This is a genomic window from Aeromonas sp. 603607 (genome assembly GCF_049171595.1).
Taxonomy (GTDB): domain Bacteria; phylum Pseudomonadota; class Gammaproteobacteria; order Enterobacterales; family Aeromonadaceae; genus Aeromonas; species Aeromonas veronii.
Window position 1 is genome coordinate 99,047 of record NZ_JAAKOV010000017.1, and the last position, 20,712, is coordinate 119,758.

At 58.1% G+C, this 20,712-nt stretch carries 19 protein-coding genes; 9 read left to right on the forward strand and 10 right to left on the reverse strand.

What is annotated here, in order from left to right:
* Nucleotides 1-284 precede the first annotated feature (284 nt).
* The 3 genes from G5315_RS16165 to dtpB all read left to right on the forward strand — a co-directional run bounded on the left by G5315_RS16165 (nt 285) and on the right by dtpB (nt 4,672).
* The gene (locus tag G5315_RS16165) at nt 285-1,457 is read left to right on the forward strand and encodes an MFS transporter (RefSeq protein WP_421333390.1); all 1,173 of its coding nucleotides are present in this window, start codon (nt 285-287) and stop codon (nt 1,455-1,457) included.
* Between the two features lie 18 nt (nt 1,458-1,475).
* The gene (gene yidZ, locus G5315_RS16170; RefSeq protein WP_421333392.1) at nt 1,476-2,438 is read left to right on the forward strand and encodes an HTH-type transcriptional regulator YidZ; all 963 of its coding nucleotides are present in this window, start codon (nt 1,476-1,478) and stop codon (nt 2,436-2,438) included.
* A 728-nt stretch (nt 2,439-3,166) separates the two neighbouring features.
* Complete coding sequence (gene dtpB, locus G5315_RS16175; RefSeq protein ID WP_421333394.1) at nt 3,167-4,672, forward strand: dipeptide/tripeptide permease DtpB; 1,506 nt, start codon at nt 3,167-3,169, stop codon at nt 4,670-4,672.
* 60 nt (nt 4,673-4,732) lie between these two features.
* Here the strand turns inward: dtpB and ruvX are convergent, their stop codons facing one another.
* The 7 genes from ruvX to metK form a co-directional block, all read right to left on the reverse strand.
* Entirely contained in the window at nt 4,733-5,155 is a 423-nt protein-coding gene (gene ruvX / locus G5315_RS16180) for a Holliday junction resolvase RuvX (RefSeq protein WP_005343821.1), read from the reverse strand.
* 43 nt (nt 5,156-5,198) lie between these two features.
* Nucleotides 5,199-5,753 carry a YqgE/AlgH family protein gene (locus G5315_RS16185; protein WP_005349793.1) on the reverse strand — a complete coding sequence of 185 codons (555 nt, stop codon included), beginning with the start codon at nt 5,751-5,753 and terminating at the stop codon, nt 5,199-5,201.
* Between the two features lie 200 nt (nt 5,754-5,953).
* Nucleotides 5,954-6,904 (reverse strand): glutathione synthase, encoded by a 951-nt coding sequence (gene gshB, locus G5315_RS16190; protein WP_040066605.1) that lies wholly within the window; start codon nt 6,902-6,904, stop codon nt 5,954-5,956.
* 114 nt (nt 6,905-7,018) lie between these two features.
* On the reverse strand, nt 7,019-7,750 hold the full coding sequence (rsmE, locus tag G5315_RS16195) for a 16S rRNA (uracil(1498)-N(3))-methyltransferase (RefSeq protein ID WP_005343824.1): 732 nt from the start codon (nt 7,748-7,750) through the stop codon (nt 7,019-7,021).
* 127 nt (nt 7,751-7,877) lie between these two features.
* Nucleotides 7,878-8,582 (reverse strand): endonuclease, encoded by a 705-nt coding sequence (locus tag G5315_RS16200; protein WP_421333396.1) that lies wholly within the window; start codon nt 8,580-8,582, stop codon nt 7,878-7,880.
* Between the two features lie 73 nt (nt 8,583-8,655).
* Nucleotides 8,656-9,183: a SprT family zinc-dependent metalloprotease gene (locus G5315_RS16205; protein WP_236369445.1), complete on the reverse strand. Its 528-nt coding sequence runs from the start codon at nt 9,181-9,183 to the stop codon at nt 8,656-8,658.
* Nucleotides 9,184-9,251: 68 nt separating this feature from the next.
* The gene (metK, locus tag G5315_RS16210) at nt 9,252-10,403 is read right to left on the reverse strand and encodes a methionine adenosyltransferase (protein WP_005343827.1); all 1,152 of its coding nucleotides are present in this window, start codon (nt 10,401-10,403) and stop codon (nt 9,252-9,254) included.
* Between the two features lie 349 nt (nt 10,404-10,752).
* Between metK and tkt the strand changes: the two genes are divergently transcribed.
* Together tkt and G5315_RS16220 are read left to right on the forward strand one after the other, a co-directional pair.
* A complete protein-coding gene (tkt, locus tag G5315_RS16215; RefSeq protein WP_118854212.1) occupies nt 10,753-12,744 on the forward strand; it encodes a transketolase in 1,992 nt (663 codons plus the stop codon).
* Nucleotides 12,745-12,873: 129 nt separating this feature from the next.
* Complete coding sequence (locus tag G5315_RS16220) at nt 12,874-13,116, forward strand: hypothetical protein (protein ID WP_421333398.1); 243 nt, start codon at nt 12,874-12,876, stop codon at nt 13,114-13,116.
* Nucleotides 13,117-13,608: 492 nt separating this feature from the next.
* Here the strand turns inward: G5315_RS16220 and G5315_RS16225 are convergent, their stop codons facing one another.
* Nucleotides 13,609-14,637, reverse strand: a complete 1,029-nt coding sequence (locus tag G5315_RS16225) for an NAD(P)H-quinone oxidoreductase (RefSeq protein ID WP_236271883.1) — start codon at nt 14,635-14,637, stop codon at nt 13,609-13,611.
* Nucleotides 14,638-14,772: 135 nt separating this feature from the next.
* Here G5315_RS16225 and G5315_RS16230 point away from each other — a divergent pair, with 135 nt between their 5' ends.
* From G5315_RS16230 to G5315_RS16240, 3 genes are all read left to right on the forward strand, one after another.
* Complete coding sequence (locus G5315_RS16230) at nt 14,773-15,645, forward strand: LysR family transcriptional regulator (RefSeq protein ID WP_181269112.1); 873 nt, start codon at nt 14,773-14,775, stop codon at nt 15,643-15,645.
* A gap of 145 nt (nt 15,646-15,790) precedes the next feature.
* Nucleotides 15,791-16,654: a glyoxalase III HchA gene (gene hchA / locus G5315_RS16235; RefSeq protein WP_323890840.1), complete on the forward strand. Its 864-nt coding sequence runs from the start codon at nt 15,791-15,793 to the stop codon at nt 16,652-16,654.
* Nucleotides 16,651-17,373 carry a PA1136 family autoinducer-binding transcriptional regulator gene (locus G5315_RS16240; protein WP_270904711.1) on the forward strand — a complete coding sequence of 241 codons (723 nt, stop codon included), beginning with the start codon at nt 16,651-16,653 and terminating at the stop codon, nt 17,371-17,373. Before hchA ends, G5315_RS16240 begins: the two co-directional genes overlap by 4 nt.
* A 72-nt stretch (nt 17,374-17,445) precedes the next feature.
* Here G5315_RS16240 and G5315_RS16245 read toward each other — a convergent pair whose 3' ends face one another.
* A complete protein-coding gene (locus G5315_RS16245) occupies nt 17,446-18,711 on the reverse strand; it encodes a RidA family protein (RefSeq protein WP_421333401.1) in 1,266 nt (421 codons plus the stop codon).
* An 867-nt stretch (nt 18,712-19,578) separates the two neighbouring features.
* Between G5315_RS16245 and G5315_RS16250 the strand changes: the two genes are divergently transcribed.
* The gene (locus G5315_RS16250) at nt 19,579-19,926 is read left to right on the forward strand and encodes a hypothetical protein (RefSeq protein ID WP_254204217.1); all 348 of its coding nucleotides are present in this window, start codon (nt 19,579-19,581) and stop codon (nt 19,924-19,926) included.
* Between the two features lie 54 nt (nt 19,927-19,980).
* Here G5315_RS16250 and G5315_RS16255 read toward each other — a convergent pair whose 3' ends face one another.
* Complete coding sequence (locus G5315_RS16255; RefSeq protein ID WP_421333403.1) at nt 19,981-20,583, reverse strand: HAD family hydrolase; 603 nt, start codon at nt 20,581-20,583, stop codon at nt 19,981-19,983.
* Between the last annotated feature and the right edge of the window lie 129 nt (nt 20,584-20,712).

A 20,712-nucleotide genomic window follows, 5' to 3' on the forward strand; every position in this document is an offset into this window, starting at 1 on the left:
GGTAAAGTGCAGCGCAGGGATGGCAATGAGCGGGAGGTGACCCGGTTTATTGCTGAGTCTGCTTGATTCAATATGGCCGCTTAGGCACGCAACTTAATAGAATATTTCCTGATTGGAATGTACCGATCGCCATCTCTTCACTAGGTGAGGGCGGTGGGCACCCATATAGTTGCCCCATTGCGACGCGCTGTGTTGCTACCTTTGTCACCACCTTGGCCCCGCCACTGTTCGCCTGTCGCTGTGATCTGGCAGGCATCGGCACGCCAATCTGCCATGGAGCATCCATGCTTGTTTTCCTGTTGTGCACTTTTCTGATGATCATTCTCTATCCGGTCGGGATCGATCTCTATCTGGTCGCCGTGCCCCAGATTGCCGATACCCTGCAGGCGAGCGAGGCGCAGATCCACACCGCCTTCTCCATCTATCTGTTTGGTATGGCAGCCACCGTGCTGCTGGGTGGGATGATTGCCGATCGCTTCGGGCGGCGCTGGGTGGTGCTCGGGGGCGCCCTGATTTTTGTCCTTGCCTCGCTGGTGGCGGGTAATGCAGAGGGGATAAGTCAGTTCTATTTCGGCCGTTTCTGGCAAGGAGTCGGGGCGGGGACGCTCTATATCATGACCTTTACCGTGCTGCGGGACGTGCTGAGTCAGGAGCGGCTGGCGATGGCGCTCTCGATGATCAACGGGATCATCTGCGTGATCCCGGTGCTGGCGCCGGTTCTCGGTTACCTCATCCTGTCACATTTTGATTGGCGCGGGATCTTCGTGGCGATGGCGATGGTGGCGGCCGTCAGCGGTCTGGTGAACTTGCTTCTGCTCAAGGAGACCCGCCCGGCTCGGCAACCGGGGAGTAGCGCGGCGCTGCCCTTTGCCCTGCTGCGCTCGCCGCGCTTTATGCTGCTCTCCCTGCTGACCAGTGCCAGCGTGACCGCCATTCTGGTCTATGTCAGCGTCTCGCCGCTGATCCTGATGAAGGAGTTTGGCTTCACTACCGAGCAGTACTCCATCGTGATGATGGTGATGGCTGGCGTGAGTATGTCCACCTCCTTCCTGACGCCCCTGCTGTTGCGCTGGCTGGGCAAACAGAAGGTGCTGGCGGTGTCTCATCTCTCCTATCTGCTGGCGGCCTGCTCACTGATCGGCAGCTGGCAGACGGGGGGCGATATCCATCTGCTGCTGCCGGGGTTTGCGCTGGTCTGTGTCGGCTTCTCCTGTGGCTTCGGGGTGGCAATGGGAGAGGCGCTCGATGGTTGCCAGCATAACGTGGCCTTTGCCAGTGCCGTGCTCTGCATCATGCAGATCAGCCTCTCCGGCCTCTACATCTGGCTGCTGGGCCAACTTAGCTTTGCCCCGACCGAGATGCTGATCTGCGCCCTGCTGCTGGCACTGCTCAGTTACATGGCTGTCAGGGGGCTGTTACCATTGCTCGCGCTTCGTGAAGCGCGGTCGCAGGGCTGATGGAAGATGAGAGGGGATATGCGCAATCTGGGTGAACTCGATTTGAACCTGCTGGTGGTGTTCAAGTACCTGATGCAGGAGCGCAGTGTGGCAGGGGCGGCGAAAAAGCTCTGTGTCACTCCGTCGGCGGTGAGCAAGTCTCTGGCCAAATTGCGGGAGTGGTTTGACGATCCCCTGTTTGTGCGGGTACGGCTGGGGTTGCAGCCCACCAACCTCTCTCTGACCCTGGAGGAGGAGCTGAAGGTCTGGTTCCAGCTCACCGACAGCATCACCTCGCTCAATAGCGAGGCGATCCCCGACGGTGCCCGCTTCACCCTGGTGATGGAGTCCCCCTTCTACATCAGCTTCCTGAGCGATCTGCCCATGACCATCTACCAGAAGTACCCCAACTCGGTAGTCAGGATGCTGGGGTGGGATCACCACTCCCTCAACGACATCGTCAACGGCGATGCGGATCTCGGCTTCTGCGCCCGCGAAACCCATGGCCGCTCCCAAGCCAAGGTCAACCGCTTGCCCTACTACATCGATCACGAGGTGCTGTTCACCGATCGCCCGGTGGTTTTTCTGCGCAAGGATCACCCCTTGCTCCAGCAAAAGTGGTCGCTGGAGAATTTTTTGGCCTGCCCCCAGATCAGCATGGTGTGGGAGGCGAACGATACCTGGGCCCTCGACAGTCTGCTGGAGGACGAGGGGCTGAAGCGGGAGGTGCCCATCATGGTCTCCAGCTTCGAGCAGGCGCTGCATATTGCCTCCCAGTCGAGCCACGAACTGATTGCGGTGGCTCCTTCCTACTGCGGTAGTTATGCCAGTCGGCATCACGGCAATCTGATCGCCATGCCGCTGCCGCTGCCCGAGAAGCTCTACGCACAGCTGGAGATCGCCTTCATCCTGCTGTGGCACAAACGGCACAATCAGGATGCCAAGGTGATGTGGCTGCGCAACGAGATCCGGCGACTCTACAACGACGAATCGCCACGCTAATGTGAGCGTGACGGTGCCCATCGATCAGCCGGAGCCATCTGCTCCGGCTTTTTGTTGTCGTATCGCCCGGATGAGCGGGCTTTGGCACGACTTAAGTGCCAAGCGCGGGTTCACGGGTTCACGGGTTCATATGGTGTTTCATTCAACTCTCTTTATGCACAGATTGGCTTTGGTTGCACGTCTCGAGTGAAGCTATTTTCACGAAAAAAATTCATGTGGTTTCATTAGAAAACTTCACTGATGGTCACTTTTAAAGTGTGATCGACCATTAAGTTCCTGTATTTTCAGTGATATAGCATGACTCCCCTTGGAATGGTGGGGTTAGATAGCGCCTGCGTAGGTGACTGCCAGTAGAGCGCAGCGTGAGCCAGCCCCACAGGTCGTCTGTGGCCGTGCCATGCCCCGGCTATCTGGCCACCAGCCATGAGTGACGGAGCAGAGGGGAATAAGTATCAAGGTTGATAAACTGGCTTGAGTAAAGGGATGCAGCAAAGGTAGAACCCGGAGCCAGTAACTGTACCGGGAGACGCCACTCACCATCCCCCGATAACACCTAATTGAAACCGGCTAGATGAAAAAACACCTTTCATCGAACGGGGCCCGTGCACCCGAAAATAGCCAGATTGGCAGGCTGACTGTGCTCCCCGTTATGGCAATGACGGAAGAGAAAATAGTGCGGCAGCCACCACCAGATTAATAAAAATAAATCTCAGCAAAGGCAGGTTAATATGCGTCCAGCAACAGCACCGACCGGGTTGTTACAACAGCCCAAACCCTTCTTCATGATATTTTTTGTCGAACTCTGGGAGCGCTTCGGTTATTACGGCGTGCAGGGGATCCTGGCAGTTTTCTTTGTACAGCAATTGGGTTTTTCCCAGGAGCAGTCGTTTATCACCTTCGGTGCCTTCTCGGCGCTGGTGTATGGCCTTATCTCGATCGGTGGTTATGTCGGCGACCATATTCTCGGTACCAAGCGCACCATGGTGCTGGGGGCCGTGGTGCTGGTTATCGGCTATTTCATGACCGGCCTCTCTATCTATAATCCCGACCTGATTTTCTATGCGCTGGGCACCATTGCAGTTGGTAACTGCCTGTTCAAGGCCAATCCGGCCAGCCTGCTGTCAAAATGCTACCAGCCAAAAGATCCGCGGCTGGATGGGGCTTTTACCCTGTTCTATATGTCGATCAATATCGGCTCCCTTATTTCCCTCTCGCTCGCGCCGGTGATTGCCGATCACTACGGCTACACCGTGACCTATAACCTGTGCGGGGTGGGGCTGATTATTGCGCTGCTCACCTTCTTTGCCTGCCGCAATATGGTGAAGGATATTGGCTCCGAGCCGGATCACCTGCCACTGAATTACAGCAAGCTGCTGCTGGTTATATTGGGCTCGGTAGCCATGGTCTTCTTTTGCTCCTGGCTGATGCACCACGTGGTGATCGCCAACATGGTGCTGATGACGGTAACCATCGCCGTGGTGATTGTCTTCTTTCGCGAGGCGTTCAGGCTCGATACCGTGGGCCGCAACAAGATGTATGTGGCCTTCGTGCTGATGCTGGAGGCGGTGCTCTTCTACGTGCTGTATGCCCAGATGCCGACGTCTCTGAACTTCTTTGCCATCAACAACATGCACCACGAAATGCTGGGCATGAGCGTCAACCCAATCAGCTTCCAGGCGCTCAACCCCTTCTGGGTGGTGGTGGGTAGCCCGGTACTCGCGATGATCTATACCCGGATGGGCAGCAAGGGGCGGGATCTCACCATGCCGCTCAAGTTCACCCTCGGGATGTTCTTCTGCTCGCTGGGCTTTCTGACGGCGGCGGCATCCGGCTGGTGGTTTGCCGATGAGCAGGGGCTGACCTCCCCCTGGTTTATGGTGCTTATCTACCTGTTCCAGAGTTTGGGTGAGCTGATGATCAGTGCCCTGGGACTGGCGATGGTCGCCGCGCTGGTGCCGCAACGGCTGATGGGCTTCATTCTCGGAATGTGGTTCCTGACTCAAGCGATGGCGTCCCTGCTGGGAGGCTATGTGGCGACTTTTACCGCCGTGCCGCAAGGGATGACGGATCCGCTGCAAACTTTGCCCATTTACACCGGCGTATTTGGCAAGATCGGGATGGCGACCCTGCTGATTGCGGTAGTGATGGGGCTGATGGTGCCCTGGCTGAACCGGATGATGAATGCGACGCCGACAGAGGCCGAAGGGCTGGTCGCGGGTCAATCACAGACGTAATGAGGGGAGGATAGTGCGAGACAAGGCAAGGGCTGCGACCCTTGCCTTGCTGTTGATGGTTTAGTTGTACTGCTCTTCCATCCAGGCTTCGACGATCAACTGCGCCGAGACGCCGTCCACGCTGCCTTTTTCCAGTGCGCGATAGCCGCCTCGCTCAAACAGGCGGGCGCGGGCATCTGTGGTGGTGAGTCGCTCATCCTTGAACTCCACCGGTTTGCCGAAGCGGCCATGCAGCCGGTTGCCGAATTTGCGGGCCCGTACCGTGATCTCCTGATCGGTACCATCCATGTTCAGCGGCAGGCCGACCACCAGCAGGTCCGGTTGCCACTCCTTGAGCAGCTTCTCAATCTCGTCCCAGTTGGGGATGCCGTCGTTGGCCTTGAGGGCGCGCAGAGGCTGGGCTGTGCCAGTCAGCTCCTGACCGATGGCGACGCCAATGCTCTTGGTGCCATAGTCAAAGCCCATGATGCTGCGTGATGACATAACTGATAAATCCTCGAAATAGAGAGCGGAGCGGGCCAGCCGATCAGCTGTGGCCGATATCGCTGGAGAGGTGAACCGGGTTCACCCCTATGCTGGCGGCAGCTTGCTGCCAACGTTTGTGAATGGGGGTCTTGAACACCAGAGCAGGATTGGGGGGGATCACCAGCCAGGCGCCATCCACCAGCTCCTGCTCCAGCTGCCCAGCGCTCCAGCCTGCATAACCAAGGGCCACCAGCCAATGGGCAGGAGCTTCGCTCGTACCCAGGGTTTCCAGAATATCCTTGGAGGTGGTCACCATCATCTCATCCCCCACCTGCAGGGTGGAGTTGAAACCGGGGCGGAAGCTGTGCAGCACGAAGCCGCGATCGGCGTGAACCGGCCCCCCTTGCAGCACCGGCTGCTTGAGTTCCGGGTTGTTGGGCGGATTGAGCTGGAGCTGGGTCAGCATGGTTTCCAGCGACATCTCGACCGGAATGTTGACGACCAGTCCCATGGCGCCCTCTTCGTTGTGCTCGCACAGATAGACCAGCGAGCGTTCGAAGTAGGGATCCGTCAGGCTTGGCATGGCAAGCAGGAAGTGATTTTGCAGTGTTTGCATAGAGGCCAAATAGTGCAAAGGTATTTGAGGTCAATTATGGCAGTTGATCCCCATGGGAAAAACCGCTTTTTGGGCTGGGCGAGATCCCGCCCCTTTCCGGATTGCCTTGAAACAGAGAGGGTGGCGCCGGGCCACCCTCTCTTTTTCAGGGCTTGTCGGGGGCGGTTACCCCTGAACAGGCCGGTTAGCTTGCCAGGCGATTATTTGCCCAGCCGACGCTCGATGGCATCCATCAGCATGCCGGTGATGTGTACATCGAAGGCTGCTTCAATCTCGCGAATGCAGGTCGGGCTGGTGACGTTAATCTCGGTCAGCCGATCGCCGATGATGTCGAGGCCGACGAAGATAAGGCCTTTCTCTTTCAACGTTGGGCCCACCGCGCGGGCGATGGCCCAGTCGGCTTCGCTCAGGGGACGCGCTTCACCACGGCCGCCGGCAGCCAGATTGCCACGGGTCTCACCTTGCGCCGGAATACGGGCCAGACAGTAGGGAACCGGTTCGCCATCCACCACCAGTACCCGCTTGTCGCCATCCTTGATAGCGGGCAGATAGGTCTGCGCCATGCAGTACTGGCTGCCGTGGGCGGTCAGGGTCTCGATGATGACACCGACGTTGGCGTCATCTTCCTTCATGCGGAAGATGGAGGCGCCGCCCATGCCGTCCAGCGGCTTGAGGATGACGTCTTTGTGCTTCGCGTGAAAGGCGCGCAGCTTGTCGGCGCGGCGGGTTACCAGCGTGGTCGGGGTGTGCTCGGCAAACCAGGCAGTATAGAGCTTCTCGTTGGCGTCGCGCAGGCTCTGCGGCTTGTTGACGATAAGGCAACCCTCATCCTCGGCCCGCTCCAGCATGTAGGTGGCGTAGATAAATTCGGTGTCGAACGGCGGATCCTTGCGCATCAGGATCACATCTAGGTTGGAGAGGGGCTGATCCACCACCTCGCCCAGGGTGTACCAGTCGGCATAGTCATATTTGACGGTGAGCGGGCGCATGGTGCCAAAGGCGCGACCAGCTTCCATGTAGAGATCCTTCATCTCCAGATAGAAGAGCTCATAGCCGCGCTTTTGCGCCTCTTCGAGCATGGCAAAGCTGGAATCTTTCTTGATGTTGATGGCCGAGATGGGGTCCATCACGATGCCGAGTTTAATGGTCATCCGCTGTTCCTTTTTAATGGCTCGATAGGATTGTAGGGTCGATTAGCGCAGCGTAATCGGCCGCTTGCGGCTGCGTCGATGCAGCCATGGGGCTGATTGATGCGGCCGATAGTATCAAGCGAGATCGCCAAAACGGCACTGCAGCGCAGTGATCGCAGTCAGGGCGGCGGTTTCGGTGCGCAGCACCCGCGGCCCCAGCAGCATCTCTTTGAAATCTTCCTGCACGGTACGGGCGATCTCGTCGCTCGACAAGCCCCCTTCCGGGCCAATCAGCAGGCGCACGCCGTGCTCGGGAACGGGCAGGGTGTTGATGCTGTACTCGGCGCGCGGGTGCAGGTTGAGCTTGAGCTCCTTGGTCTCTTCCGCCAGCCAGGCGTCCAGCTCCATCGGCATGCGTACCTCTGGCACCACGTTGCGGCCGCACTGTTCGCAGGCGCTGATCACCACCTTCTGCCACTGTTCGCGCTTCTTCTCCAGTCGATCGGCTGGCAGCTTGACGCCGCAGCGTTCGGAGAAGAGCGGGGTGATACATGTGACGCCCAGCTCCACTGATTTCTGGATGGTGAAGTCCATCTTGTCGCCACGGCTGATCACCTGACCGAGGTGGATGGCCAACGGTGACTCCACCGATTGGACGTCGCAGCTGTCGATGGTCACTTCCACCGACTTTTTGCCGACGCTGGCGATGGTGGCGGGATATTGATTGCCATCGCCGTTGAACAGCTCGAGCTGCTGGCCCGGCTGCATGCGCAGTACCCGGCCGATATGGTTGGCGCCGTCTTCCGACAGGGCGATGGTCTGGCCAACTTGCAGGGTGGCCGGTTCATAGATACGTGGAATGCGCATGGCTGCTTGTCAGTCTCTTGCTTGGAAACCCTTCATATCCTGCTGCGAGGCGGCAAGCAAGGCTCACGCGGCAGTGGGGAAGGGGTTCATTATAGGAGGGGGCTATCCCCTCCCAGGTCAAATGGGGTTATTGGCACTGCTTTTCAATAAAGGGATTGGTATTGCCCTGCAGCTTGCCGATGCGGCGGTTGCGCTCGCACTCCCAGCCATCTGCCGGGTACTGGCGATCCCAAGCTTCAAACAGTTTACGCTGTTGCGCTGCCAGACGCAGCCCATACTGCTGGCTCATGTAGAGGTAGGCTCGGGCAATCTGGCCCCGTACCTGCCCCTTGGGCGGCTGCACCCGACGATCCTTGAAATCCACCAGCATCTGGCACTGGCCGTACTGATCCGGCTTGCCGTTCCAGTCGGAGAAGCGGTAGTTGGCCCGATCGCCGTTCACCTCGCCAATGGCGGGGAAGAGGTTGTGCATGTCCCCCTCCATCTTGTTGAACTCGGGGCTCGCTTTTTCGCAGTTCTTGCGACCGCCATCCTGCCAGCATTGCAGCTGGTGGCCGAACTCCCAGGCCGGAACCACGTGTTCCCACTCGATGCGGGCGGCGCGCTTGGCCTGCTTGCGCGGCTCATAGCCGCAGCTGGCCAGATCCGGGCTCATTTTCTTGCCCTGATAGTCGATGTCACAGCCGCAGTAGAAGGTGGTGACCGCAGGCTGGCTGCGATAGAGCTTCACCAGATCCTGCTTGGCTTCGCGAAAGGTCTGGGCGTGCAGGGGGGCGCTGAGCAGCGGCAAACCGGCCAGCAGGGTCAGGGCGATGGAGGAGATGAAACGCATGGGATTCCTTGCAAACGGGGTGATTGACGAACGATGGTGGGCACCCTACCACAGGGGCGCGACACACGCTGGCTTACTGCTCTGGTTCCGGTCGTTCCCGCTCCAGCGGCTGCTTGCAGCGGCGGCAGTGATAGCGGGCCTCGCCACGCACCACCTTGTTGTGGCGGCGAATAGAGAGCTGATGCTGCTGGCAGTGACAGCGATAGGGCACGGTGCGCTGGGCCAGTACCGCCAGATCGAAGCTGTGGGTGGTTCTGGGCTCAAGGCCGAATACCTCCCGCATCACCGATTGCCACTGCTTGCCGTGGGGCAAGACCCGGCTTTTGCCGCGACCTTCACCCCACAGGGCATAGACCAGCAGATGGGCCACCTCGTGGGGCACGACCTCATCCAGAAACGCCTGCTGGTTGGCCTGATAGAGGGCGGGATTGAAGCGTAGCTCCCAAGTTTGCAGCCGCGCAGATCCCGCCGCCCGGCCCCGCATATTGCAGTAGATCCGCGGGCGGGGGAAGGTGCGGCCAAGGCGCGCCTCGGCCTGCACAAAGCAGGCTTCTACGCGTTGTTGCAGCAGGGCGACAAGCTGGGCAGGGGTGGCAGACATCGACATCTCGTCAAATGGCGGATAAGCAAAAGGGGAGCCAGGCTCCCCTTTTATCACAACAGCGAGCCTTACAGGCCAGCGGCGGAACGCAGCAGTTCGGCCTTGTCAGTCTGCTCCCACGGGAACTCGTCGCGACCGAAGTGACCGTAGGCAGCGGTGGCCTGATAGATTGGGCGCTTCAGATCCAGCATTTCGATCAGACCATACGGGCGCAGTTCGAAGTGCTCGCGTACCAGCTTGACCAGCAGATCCTCGGCAACCTTGGCAGTACCGAAGGTCTCGACGCTGATGGAGGTCGGCTCGGCCACACCGATGGCGTAGGAGATCTGGATTTCACAGCGATCGGCCAGACCGGCGGCCACGATGTTTTTGGCAACGTAGCGGGCGGCGTAGGCAGCGGAGCGGTCAACCTTGGACGGATCCTTACCGGAGAAGGCGCCACCACCGTGACGAGCCATGCCGCCGTAGGTGTCGACGATGATCTTGCGACCGGTAAGACCGCAGTCACCCATCGGGCCGCCGATAACGAAACGGCCGGTCGGGTTGATGAAGTATTTGGTGTCCTTGTTGACCCACTCGGCCGGCAGCACCGGCTTGATGATCTCTTCGCGTACCGCTTCAACCAGATCCTTGTGGCTGATGGATTCAGCGTGCTGGGTAGACAGTACAACGGCATCGACACCGATGATCTTGCCTGCGTCGTCGTAGGCAAAGGTCAGCTGGCTCTTGGCATCCGGACGCAGCCACGGCAGGGTGCCGTTCTTGCGCACTTCAGCCTGACGCTTCACCAGCAGGTGAGAGTAGGTGATGGGGGCCGGCATCAGCACGTCGGTTTCGTTGGTGGCGTAGCCGAACATCAGGCCCTGGTCGCCAGCGCCCTGCTCCAGCGGATCGCTGCGGTCAACACCTTGGTTGATGTCCGGGGACTGCTTGCCGATGGCGTTCAGCACGGCGCAGGAGTCAGCGTCGAAGCCCATGTCGGAGTGGGTGTAGCCGATTTCACGCACGGTATCACGCACGATCTCTTCGATATCAACCCAGGCAGAGGTGGTTACTTCGCCGGCCACCATGACCATACCGGTCTTGACCAGGGTCTCGCAGGCGACACGGGCCTTGGTATCTTGCTTGAGGATGGCGTCCAGTACCGCATCGGAGATCTGGTCCGCAATCTTGTCTGGATGGCCTTCGGAGACCGACTCGGAAGTAAACAGCTTTGCCATGATATGAATCTCAGCTTGTCTGGGTTATCGCCACAGCAATAACCGGGTGAATGGGATGGTGTAGAGGTATCTACATCTGGACGTCTATATTAATTAGCGCCCCCCGCGATTGCCAGCACTATTTTGTCGCGCAGTGTCCAATGGGTCACAAGCGGTGCTCTCCTATCCCGAAAGGGATGGAAATCAAACGTTTTTCTCTGGTTGCTTTGGCCAATAGAGGGCAAGAAAAGCGATTGTCCTCCCAAAGCCACTTTATTCATCCAGATAATATTTGCACGCCGCGCGCCCTGCTGGGACAATAACGCGCCTTAATCTTGGCCATCAAATGAAGCAATCGCAGGAGATTCAGATGCCTTCTCGTAAAGAGCTTGCCAATGCCATTCGTGCATTGAGTATGGATGCCGTTCAAAAAGCCAACTCCGGTCACCCGGGCGCCCCCATGGGAATGGCGGATATCGCCGAAGTGCTGTGGCGTAGCCACCTCAGACATAACCCGAACAACCCCAAGTGGGCCGACCGCGACCGTTTCATTCTCTCCAACGGCCACGGCTCCATGCTGCTGTACTCCCTGCTGCACCTCTCCGGTTATGACCTCTCCATCGACGATCTGAAAAACTTCCGCCAACTGCACTCTCGCACCCCGGGTCACCCGGAGTACGGCTATGCACCGGGCGTTGAAACCACCACTGGCCCGCTGGGTCAGGGCATCACCAACGCCGTTGGTATGGCGATCGCCGAAAAAGCCATGGCTGAGCAGTTCAACCAGCCGGGCCACGACATTGTCGACCACTACACCTACGCCTTTATGGGCGACGGCTGCCTGATGGAAGGTATCTCCCACGAAGCGTGCTCCTTGGCAGGTACCCTGCAACTGGGCAAACTGATCGCGTTCTGGGATGACAACGGTATCTCCATCGACGGTCACGTAGAAGGCTGGTTCACCGACGACACCGTCAAGCGCTTCGAAGCTTACGGCTGGCACGTTATCCCGGCTGTTGACGGTCACAGCCCGGAAGCCATCAATGCCGCCATCGAAGCCGCCAAGGCCGAGACCGGCAAGCCGACTCTGATCTGCTGCCGCACCATCATCGGTTACGGCTCCCCGAACAAATCCGGTTCTCACGACTGCCACGGCTCACCGCTGGGCAACGACGAGATCGCCGCTGCTCGCGCATTCCTGAAGTGGGATCACGCGCCGTTCGTTATCCCGGCCGATATCGCTGCCGAGTGGAACGCTCAGGAGAAGGGCGCTGCACTGGAAGCCGACTGGGCTGCCAAGTTCGCCGCCTATGAAGCCGCTCACCCGACTCTGGCTGCCGAATTCAAGCGCCGTACCGCTGGCGAACTGCCGGCCAACTGGGCTGCTGAATCCGCCAAGATCATCGAAACCCTGCAAGCCAACCCGGCCAAGATCGCAACCCGTAAAGCGTCCCAGAACTCTCTGGAAGCGTTCGGTAAGCTGCTGCCGGAGTTCATGGGCGGCTCTGCCGACCTGGCTCCGTCCAACCTGACCATGTGGTCCGGCTCCAAGTCCCTGACCAACGACGATGCCTCCGGCAACTACATCCACTACGGTGTACGCGAGTTCGGCATGTCCGCCATCATGAACGGTATAGCCCTGCACGGTGGTTTCATCCCCTACGGCGCGACCTTCCTGATGTTTATGGAGTATGCTCGCAACGCCCTGCGCATGGCCGCCCTGATGAAGCAGCGCGCCATCTTCGTTTACACCCACGACTCCATCGGTCTGGGTGAAGATGGCCCGACTCACCAGCCGGTTGAGCAGATCGCCTCCCTGCGTCTGACTCCGAACATGAGCACCTGGCGTCCGTGTGACCAGGTTGAATCTGCCATCGCCTGGAAACACGCCATCGAGCGTACCGACGGCCCGACCTCTCTGATCTTCTCTCGTCAGAACCTGGCCCAGATGGACCGTACTGCCCAGCAGCTGGCCGACACCGCCAAGGGTGGCTACGTGCTGAAGGATTGCGCCGGTACTCCTGAGCTGATCCTGATCGCCACCGGTTCCGAAGTGGAACTGGCCGTTGCCGCCTATGAGCAGCTGACTGCCAAGGGCCGTGCCGTGCGCGTGGTCTCTCTGCCGTCTACCGATGTGTTCGACGCCCAGTCTGCCGAGTACAAGGAGTCCGTCCTGCCGATGTCCGTCACCAAGCGTGTGGCCATCGAAGCGGGCATCGCTGACTACTGGTACAAGTACGTCGGTTTCGGCGGCAAGATCATCGGTATGACCACCTTCGGTGAGTCCGCACCGGCCGAGCTGCTGTTCAAGGAATTCGGCTTTACCGTAGAAAACGTGGTTGCGACCGCTGAATCCCTGTAATAGCTAATTGCTTTGTATAGAACTGAAAAGCGCCTCCCTCGGGAGGCGCTTTTTTATAAATTAATAAAGCAGCACCGCCTCTGTATATATAATAACTTTAATATGAGGTGTTCATATGATGGAAGTTATATGACCAAGAATACTTATGACTATGAACGGTTGGAAATACCAAACCTTATGGTTCTTGATTCGGCTGATCAGTTTTATGATGGCGCTAAAATTCTGAATGAATTACCTCCTGGATCTGGAGTGTTGTTGCCAATCATTACCAATGCAGCTTTGGCGCTTGAATTATATATAAAAGCATTGAATGTTCGCTCGGTAATTGAAGTCTACAGGCCATATAATAACGGGGGTATGGAGGTAGGGTAAAAGAGATTCCATTTAAGGGGGCTCATGTTTTGAGCACTCTTTTAAATAGTGTTATTGACGAAATTAAAAGGGATGTGGATGGCTTATTTAATGATGGCGTGATAACACATTCATTTTGTGACCTTATCAATTTAGTTAGGCCGTATGACTCCTTGTTTGTTCAGGTTAGATACTCTTATGAAAATGATGTTCTTTCCAATTTTAATATCACAGAGTTGTTTGAGTGTATTGAAATTGTTCATGATGTGATTACGAAAATCACACCTATCCATAGAGTTATCAAGTAATTTCGTAGGTTCGATTAGCGAAGCGTAATCGGCGTTCGCGTTTTTAAGGCGAATCAATAAAAATAATGCTCCCTCCTGTTACCAAAAAAGAAACCGGCATATAGCTGGTCTCTTTTTATTTATTGCAACCCTTACGCCTGCGGTGTGGTACTGTCCGCATTGGATATCGCCGCATCCACCTCGGCCTGCTCCACGATGGGCTTTATCAATCTGACGACAACGGCGCCATGGTTAATACCAGCTTGCCGATATGACGGCCTGAATCCAGCAAATGGTGGGCGGCGGCGGCCTCATGCAGCGGGAAGGTCTGGTAAACCTGCGGTTTGACCTCACCGCGTTCGATAAATGGCCAGACATGAGTTTGCAACTGGGCAATCAGTTCGGCTTTTTCTTGCGGAGTACGCGAGCGCAGGGTGGATCCGATATGGGTCAGCCGCTTTTGCAGCATGGGAAACAGATCCAGATTGGGGGCGGCGCCCGCAATAATGCCGATCTGGACTATGCGACCATTGATGGCGGCCGCCGCATAGTTGCGCGCGACATACTCCCCGCCAATGATATCGAGAATGATGTCGGCGCCATGGCCATCGGTGGCCGCATGCACGGCCTCGACAAAATCTTCCTCCTTGTAGAGCACGGCCACATCCGCGCCCAGCTTGATGCTGGCGGCCTGCTGCTCGGGTGAGCCGACCGTGGTGATGATTTTTGCGGCGCCAAATGCCTTGGCCAGCATGGTGGCGGTCGTGCCGATGCCGGAGGCGCCGCCATGGATCAAGATAATGTCCCCTTTTTTAAACTGGCCCCGTTCAAACATATTTGACCAGACCGTCATAAAGGTTTCCGGCAGTGCCGCGGCTTCGACAAAGCTCAATCCGGGCGGCAGGGGCAGGACATTGCTCTGGTGGGCGACGCTGTACTCGGCATAGCCGCCACCCGAAATCAGCGCGGCGACCTTGTCGCCAATCTTGAGATGGGTCACCTGCTCCCCCTTGGCGACCACGACCCCGGCGACCTCCAGCCCGGGAATATCCGATGCTCCTGCCGGAGGCGGGTAGAGCCCTTTGCGCTGCATCACATCCGGCCCATTGATGCCGGTCGCATAGTGCCGGATCAAGACCTCATCCGGCTTGGGCTTGGGTGTGGCGCGGGTGGTCAGTTGCAAGACATCGGGGCCACCTGGCTGGGTAATCTCTACCGCGCTCATGGTGGCGGGAATGGAATAGGCGTTATGCATCAGCGGCTCCTTGTAACGAGGTGATATGAGGTTCCCCGAGTGGGATGAGCACCAAGATAGTGGAGATTGCTGATGAATAAACGCAGTATTATCCCTCACCTGTAATGCAAAAATGCATTTCAACCGGGAGTCGTGATGAACTGGGATGATGCGAAAATTTTTCTGGCGTTGCATCGGGAGGGGAGCCTGAGGGGCGCCGCCCGTGTGGTCGGGGTCGATCAGGCCACCATTGGCAGACGGATTGCTGCACTGGAGCATCGTCTGGCGGCCACGCTGTTTCTCCGTACATCCAAAGGGTATGTGCTGACTCATGTCGGAGAGATAGTGCTGGCCAGCGCCCAGCAGATGGAGCTGGCGGCCATTGATTTTGTGCGGGCGGCGCAAGGGGTCGACAACCGTCTGGTCGGTGAGGTCAGCGTGGCGACCACAGACACCCTGGGGATGGATTTTCTGATACCGGCCCTGACCGAGCTGCATCAGCGTTATCCCGATATCAGGGTCATCCTCAATACCTCGACCCAGGTGGTCAATCTGTCCCTGCGGGAAGCGGATATCGCGATCCGGACGGTGAAGCCGGACAATCCCGACCTGATTATTCGCAAGCTGGCCTCCTGGCCGGTCGGGTTGTATGCCTCCGCCGACTATCTGGCTCGCCATGGCATTCCCGAAGCGGGCACCGGTTTTGCGGGCCATTCGCTGGTGGTGTATGAGCCTCACTGGCAGAGCGCTCGCTCGCCAATGATGCTCGAAGAGGCGGCCGAGGGGGCCACGGTCGCCGCGGGGGTCAATACCAGCCTGATGCTGCGTCAGGCCCTGTTGATGGGGCTGGGGCTTGGCGAGGTGGCGGTTCCGCTCGCCGAGCAAGCCGGGTTGGTGCGGGTCTGGCCCGAGCGGCAGTTACAGCAATCCTACGATGTGTGGCTGGTGACCCATCAGGATGTGCAACATGCCGCGCGGGTCAGAGCGGTCATGGATGTCATCGTCAGGGCATTTGCCGCGATGGCCTAAGTCTGGCGGGGATTCTGTTCAGGTTTTGTCGCAGCGTGGTCACATCCCTTGCCATAGTCATGGCGGTTGAGGGAAAACCCTCATTTACTTGGTCTCTGACAGTCAATACTGTGAGACCGAGTCCACCACTACTGGAGCCTGACCCATGACCGATATGCTTGTTGACGATAAACAACCGACCCCGGATCCGGCAGAGCAGAATGCCTTCTTTCCGTCGCCCTACTCCCTGAGCCAGTTCACCTCGCGCAAGTCTGACCTTGCCGGGGCCGACTATCCCGCTCCCTATCGGGAGGGGCGCTGGAAGATCCTGCTGATCGGGGCCGATGAGCGCTATCTGCCCACCGACAACGGCACCCTGTTTTCCACCGGCAACCATCCGGTCGAAACCCTGCTGCCCATGTATCACCTCGACAAGGCGGGCTTTGCCTTTGATGTGGCCACCCTCTCCGGCAATCCGGTCAAGTTCGAGTGGTGGGCCATGCCCGGCGAAGATGAAGAGGTGCTGGGGCTCTATGGCAAATATCAGGCGCAGTTCCGCCAACCGGCCAAGCTGGCCGACCTGCTGAAGCAGGCGCTGGCCGCCGACTCGGACTATATCGGCGTCTTTATTCCCGGCGGGCACGGCGCCCTGATGGGGCTGCCGCAGAGTGCCGAGGTGAAAGCGCTGCTGGAGTGGGCGATGGCCAACGATCGCTTCATCATCTCCCTCTGTCACGGGCCTGCTGCGCTGCTGGCGGTGGCCAATCCAGAGACCTTCGCGGGCTACAAGATCTGCGCCTTCCCAGACGAGCTGGATGCCCAGACCCCGGCAATTGGCTATATGCCTGGCCACCTCACCTGGAAGTTTGGCGAGAAGCTCAAAGAGATTGGCTTCGAGATCGTCAACAACGGCATCTCGGGAGAGGTGTGCCGGGATCGCAATCTGCTGACCGGTGACAGCCCGCTGGCGGGCAATAACCTCGGCAAGCTGGCCGCTACCACCTTGCTGGAGGCGGTTGCCAAGCGATGAGGTTGTCGTCGTCGCCAGCCAATGCGCTGCAGGTCGCGGTGGCGCTGGAAGGGTGCCAGCGGCTGGAGGAGATCCAGCAACTGGTGCGCGCTTTTGCCACCCCGCTGGGGTATCACCGCTTTGCGCTCTTCTCCATCAGTGCCAGCGAGGAGGGGGTGGTCGAGCATCTCTACTGGCTTGAGGGGGAGTGGCTGGAGAGCGGCGAGGCGGTCGACCTGCATGCCTATATGCGCGAGTGCCCGATGGCGATGCATATCAGGGAGCGAGACCAGCCCTTCTTCTGGAGCAAAACGGTTGGCGCCGTTGGCGAGCAGTACCGTATCGTTCGCCAGCCTGAGGGGCCGGGCCGACATGGCTTGCAGGTACCCGTCTATGGGCCGCTGGGGCTGGAAGGGGCGATGAGCTTTGGTGGCGATCAGATCGATGCCAGCGCTCCCGCTCGGGTTGGCCTTGCGCTGATCGCGGCTGCGGCTTTTCATGCAGCTCGTCGGCTGATGGAGATGCCGGTAGCGGGTCACGAGCGTGGCCTCACTGGGCGCGAGCGCGAAGTGCTGGAGTGGGTCTCTCGGGGTTGGCGCCATGCCGATATCGCCACCACCCTGACACTCTCGGTGCGCACGGTCGAGAACCATCTGCGCAGTGCCCGCCGTCGACTCGGTGTAGCCACCACGGCAGAGGCGGTCAGAGTGGCGATCAGGAACCGCGATATCGAGGGCTGAGGGGCCATCCCTTTGTCTGGCATGTAAAAAGAGACCGGCCATCAGCCGGTCTCTTTTTTATTTCCCGCAACATTACACCTGCGGCGGGGTGCTTTCCGCATTGGACATTACCGCATCAATTTGCACTAGGGCGCCAGCGGGCAGCTCGCTCACCCCGAATACGGTGCGGGCAGGCAGATAACCCGGGAAGTATTTGGTATAGATGGCATCCACCTCGGCCAGATCCGCGATATTAGCGAGCTGGATATTGACCTTGACGATATCGTCCATCACATGGCCGATGCTCTCCACAATCGCCTTGATATTGCTCAGGCACTGGGCGGTCTGCTCCTTGATGCAGCCAGCCAGGATCTTGCCAGTGGCGGGGTCTATCGGTAACTGCGCAGAGAGATGGTTGTAGTGGGAGAAGGCGACAGTCTGGCAATGGAGCGGGCTGCGCGGTGCCTTGTCGGTATTGCGGGCGCGGATCACCAGATTGTGACGATCTTCCACCAGTTGCGGCGGGGTGCCGTCACCGTGGGAGATGACCGCATCCATCTGCACCCGTGCCCCCATGGGCAGGGCGGCGGCACTGACCACCGAGCGGGCAGGCAGGTAGGCCACGGCGCGGGCAATGGCAGAGTCGGGGAAGAAGGTGGTGTAGACCTCGTTGACGGCCTCCAGATCGGCCAGATCGGTCAGATAGACGGTGACCTTGACGATATCGTCAAACGGCACGTCGATGCTCTCCAGCACCGCCTTGATATTGCGCAGGCACTGGCCCGCCTGCTCCTTGATGCCACCAGCAACCAGCTGGCCCGAGGCTGCATCCACCGGCAGCTGGGCGCCGATATTGTTGTAGTGGGAGAAGGCCACGGTATGGGTGGAGAGCGGATTGTGCGGCGCCTTGTCACTGTTGCGGGCGAGCTTCACCAGCGGGCAAGGATCTTGCGGGAAGGTGCCTTCGCCGTTGGAGATGATGGCATCAATCTGCACCAGCGCACCCAGCGGCAGGGCGGCGACGGCGAGGGTGGTGCGGGTCGGCAGATAGCCCGGGAAGAATTCGCGATAGACGGCGTTGACCGCCTCCAGATCCGCCATCTCTTTCAGGAAGATGGTCGCTTTGACCATATCGTCCATCACATGGCCGATGCTCTCGATGATCGCCTTGAGGTTGCTCAGGCACTGTCTGGCCTGCGCGGTGACATCGTCACTCACCATCTTGCCGGTGGCCGGATCGACCGGCAGCTGGGCCGAGATATTGTTGTAATGAGAAAACGCCACCGTTTGGGTGCAGGGACCCAGATCCTGGGGTGCATGGGGGGTATTTCTTGCCGACTTGATGATGGTGCCACTCATAGATATGCCTCTTTTTAATATTTGTTGTTCATTCAGGTACAGGTTTACCCCATCTTGTTGTACGCCACGGCCACTGCGCCAGCGGCGGCATCCCCGGTTATTATTTGTGATCCACTCAATTACTGAGAGGAATAAGGGAGAAGAGGACAGGGTAGATATTTCAGACGCTGCGATTCTATGAGTGGCTATCAGGGGTTGCAAACCGCTGATTGCATTTCTATGAGATGGCTCAATGGGTGCAAATTTAATGTGATTGCTATTCAATTCATGCTGAATAGTCACCTGTTTGTCCGCCAATGGCCATGCATCGAGCAATAGTCCAGTCCAGGCGGGGGTTGGGGCAGATACCTTGGCAGTGAAGGAGTGTAAAGAAAGGGTTAATGCGATGCATCAAGCTGCCATCAAACGATTTTATTGTGCATAGATATGTACTTTATGTTTTTTTAGTCATCTATCTTGCCGCGCAAAAATATGCTAGCAGAGATTACTGTAACAGTAGTTAAAGATGTGGCTGGAATATAATTCAAATATTTGCATGGGGGATGCTTGTTAATTATCGGTAGGCTGACGGTTGGCCCAGATTCGGAGCGTTTTTATCTTTTTATATATCTGGTGAAATATGCGTGACCAGCGCAGTAGTCCCATATCGAGGTGACCAGGGTTGGCAATATATCGGCTGACCAGGTGCGGCATGGTCAAGGCATCAAACAAGAGGATGACCTTGGCTCGACGCAGCGCTATGGATCGGGCTCTCTGCGCCGGTTGTAGTCTACAGCCTGCCAGGGATGAAAGGGTCGCGGGCGAGGCCAGCTGCCGTGGCATGGTTGTCTGCGGGATTGTTAACAAAAATGTGAACGAGATCACCGGATGGACAAGGGTTTAAGGCTGGAAATGGAGCAGAAAGGAGTAGAATGGCACTTTATTTTTGAGGGTCATTCGATGCCCAACTATCACTTTTTCACGCTGGGCCAGGCGCTTACCTATCTCGATGCCAATGCCCCGCGCTATAGCGATGAGCGTCGTCAACTGGTTGAGCAGGGATTTGCCGCCATGGCGGCCCCCATCTTTGCAGATACGCCGGTTGAAGCACTGGCGTTGCTGCGCCAGCATCAGGCATGGAAGGAGGAAGCCATGGTCGATGCACTCTCCTTGACAGTTGCCACCGGGCCGACGCTCGTCTCCTGTTTGCAGGAGAACCCTTTATCCGCGAGTTGAACAGCATCATGGCACCATTGAGGTGGCGCCATGTTGCCGCTGTCCGCTTGCGATCTACCTCTGGTGCAGTTCGCCTTCCATTACCAGTAGAGTATCCATCCCCGCCGCCTTGCCAGCCTCAAGCCCGATCCGGGTATCTTCAAATACCAGACAGTTGGCGGGATTGGCGCCGAGCAGCTCGGCCACCCGCAAAAAGGTGTCGGGATGCGGTTTGTGGTTGGTGACATCATCGGCGCTCACCACCACAGAGATATAGGCATCGAGTCCGGTGCTTTTGAGGATGGAGTCCGCCTGATTGCGCGGTGAGCCGGTGCCAATCCCCATCTTCACCTTGCCGTGATAGTGCCTGACCAGCTCCCACATCTTGGGAAAGACGCTGACCTTGTCGATATGGGCCATGTAGAGGGCAATCTTGCGACGGGTAAAAGCCTCGACATCCACCGTCAGCCCCTGCTGCTCGGCCAGCATGGCGATGATCTTGCGGGTGGGAATGCCGCCGTACTGATAGAGCTGATCCCGCTCGAAGGGGATGCCGAATTCGGCGCAGGTAAGCTCCCAGGCATCCAGATGGAGGGGCATGGAATCTACCAAAGTGCCATCCATATCGAAAATCAGGGCATCGTAGTGATCAAACCCGTACTGCTCACGCTCGCTCATGGGGGCTCCTCGAATCAAATAGGGCAGGCTAGCAGAAACGGTCGGCGTTTTGTGGGATCGGCCTCATGGTTGGGCAGATTGTGGCCGCCGTTTTTTCTATCTCTTGCTGATTTGTGAGACAATAATCCG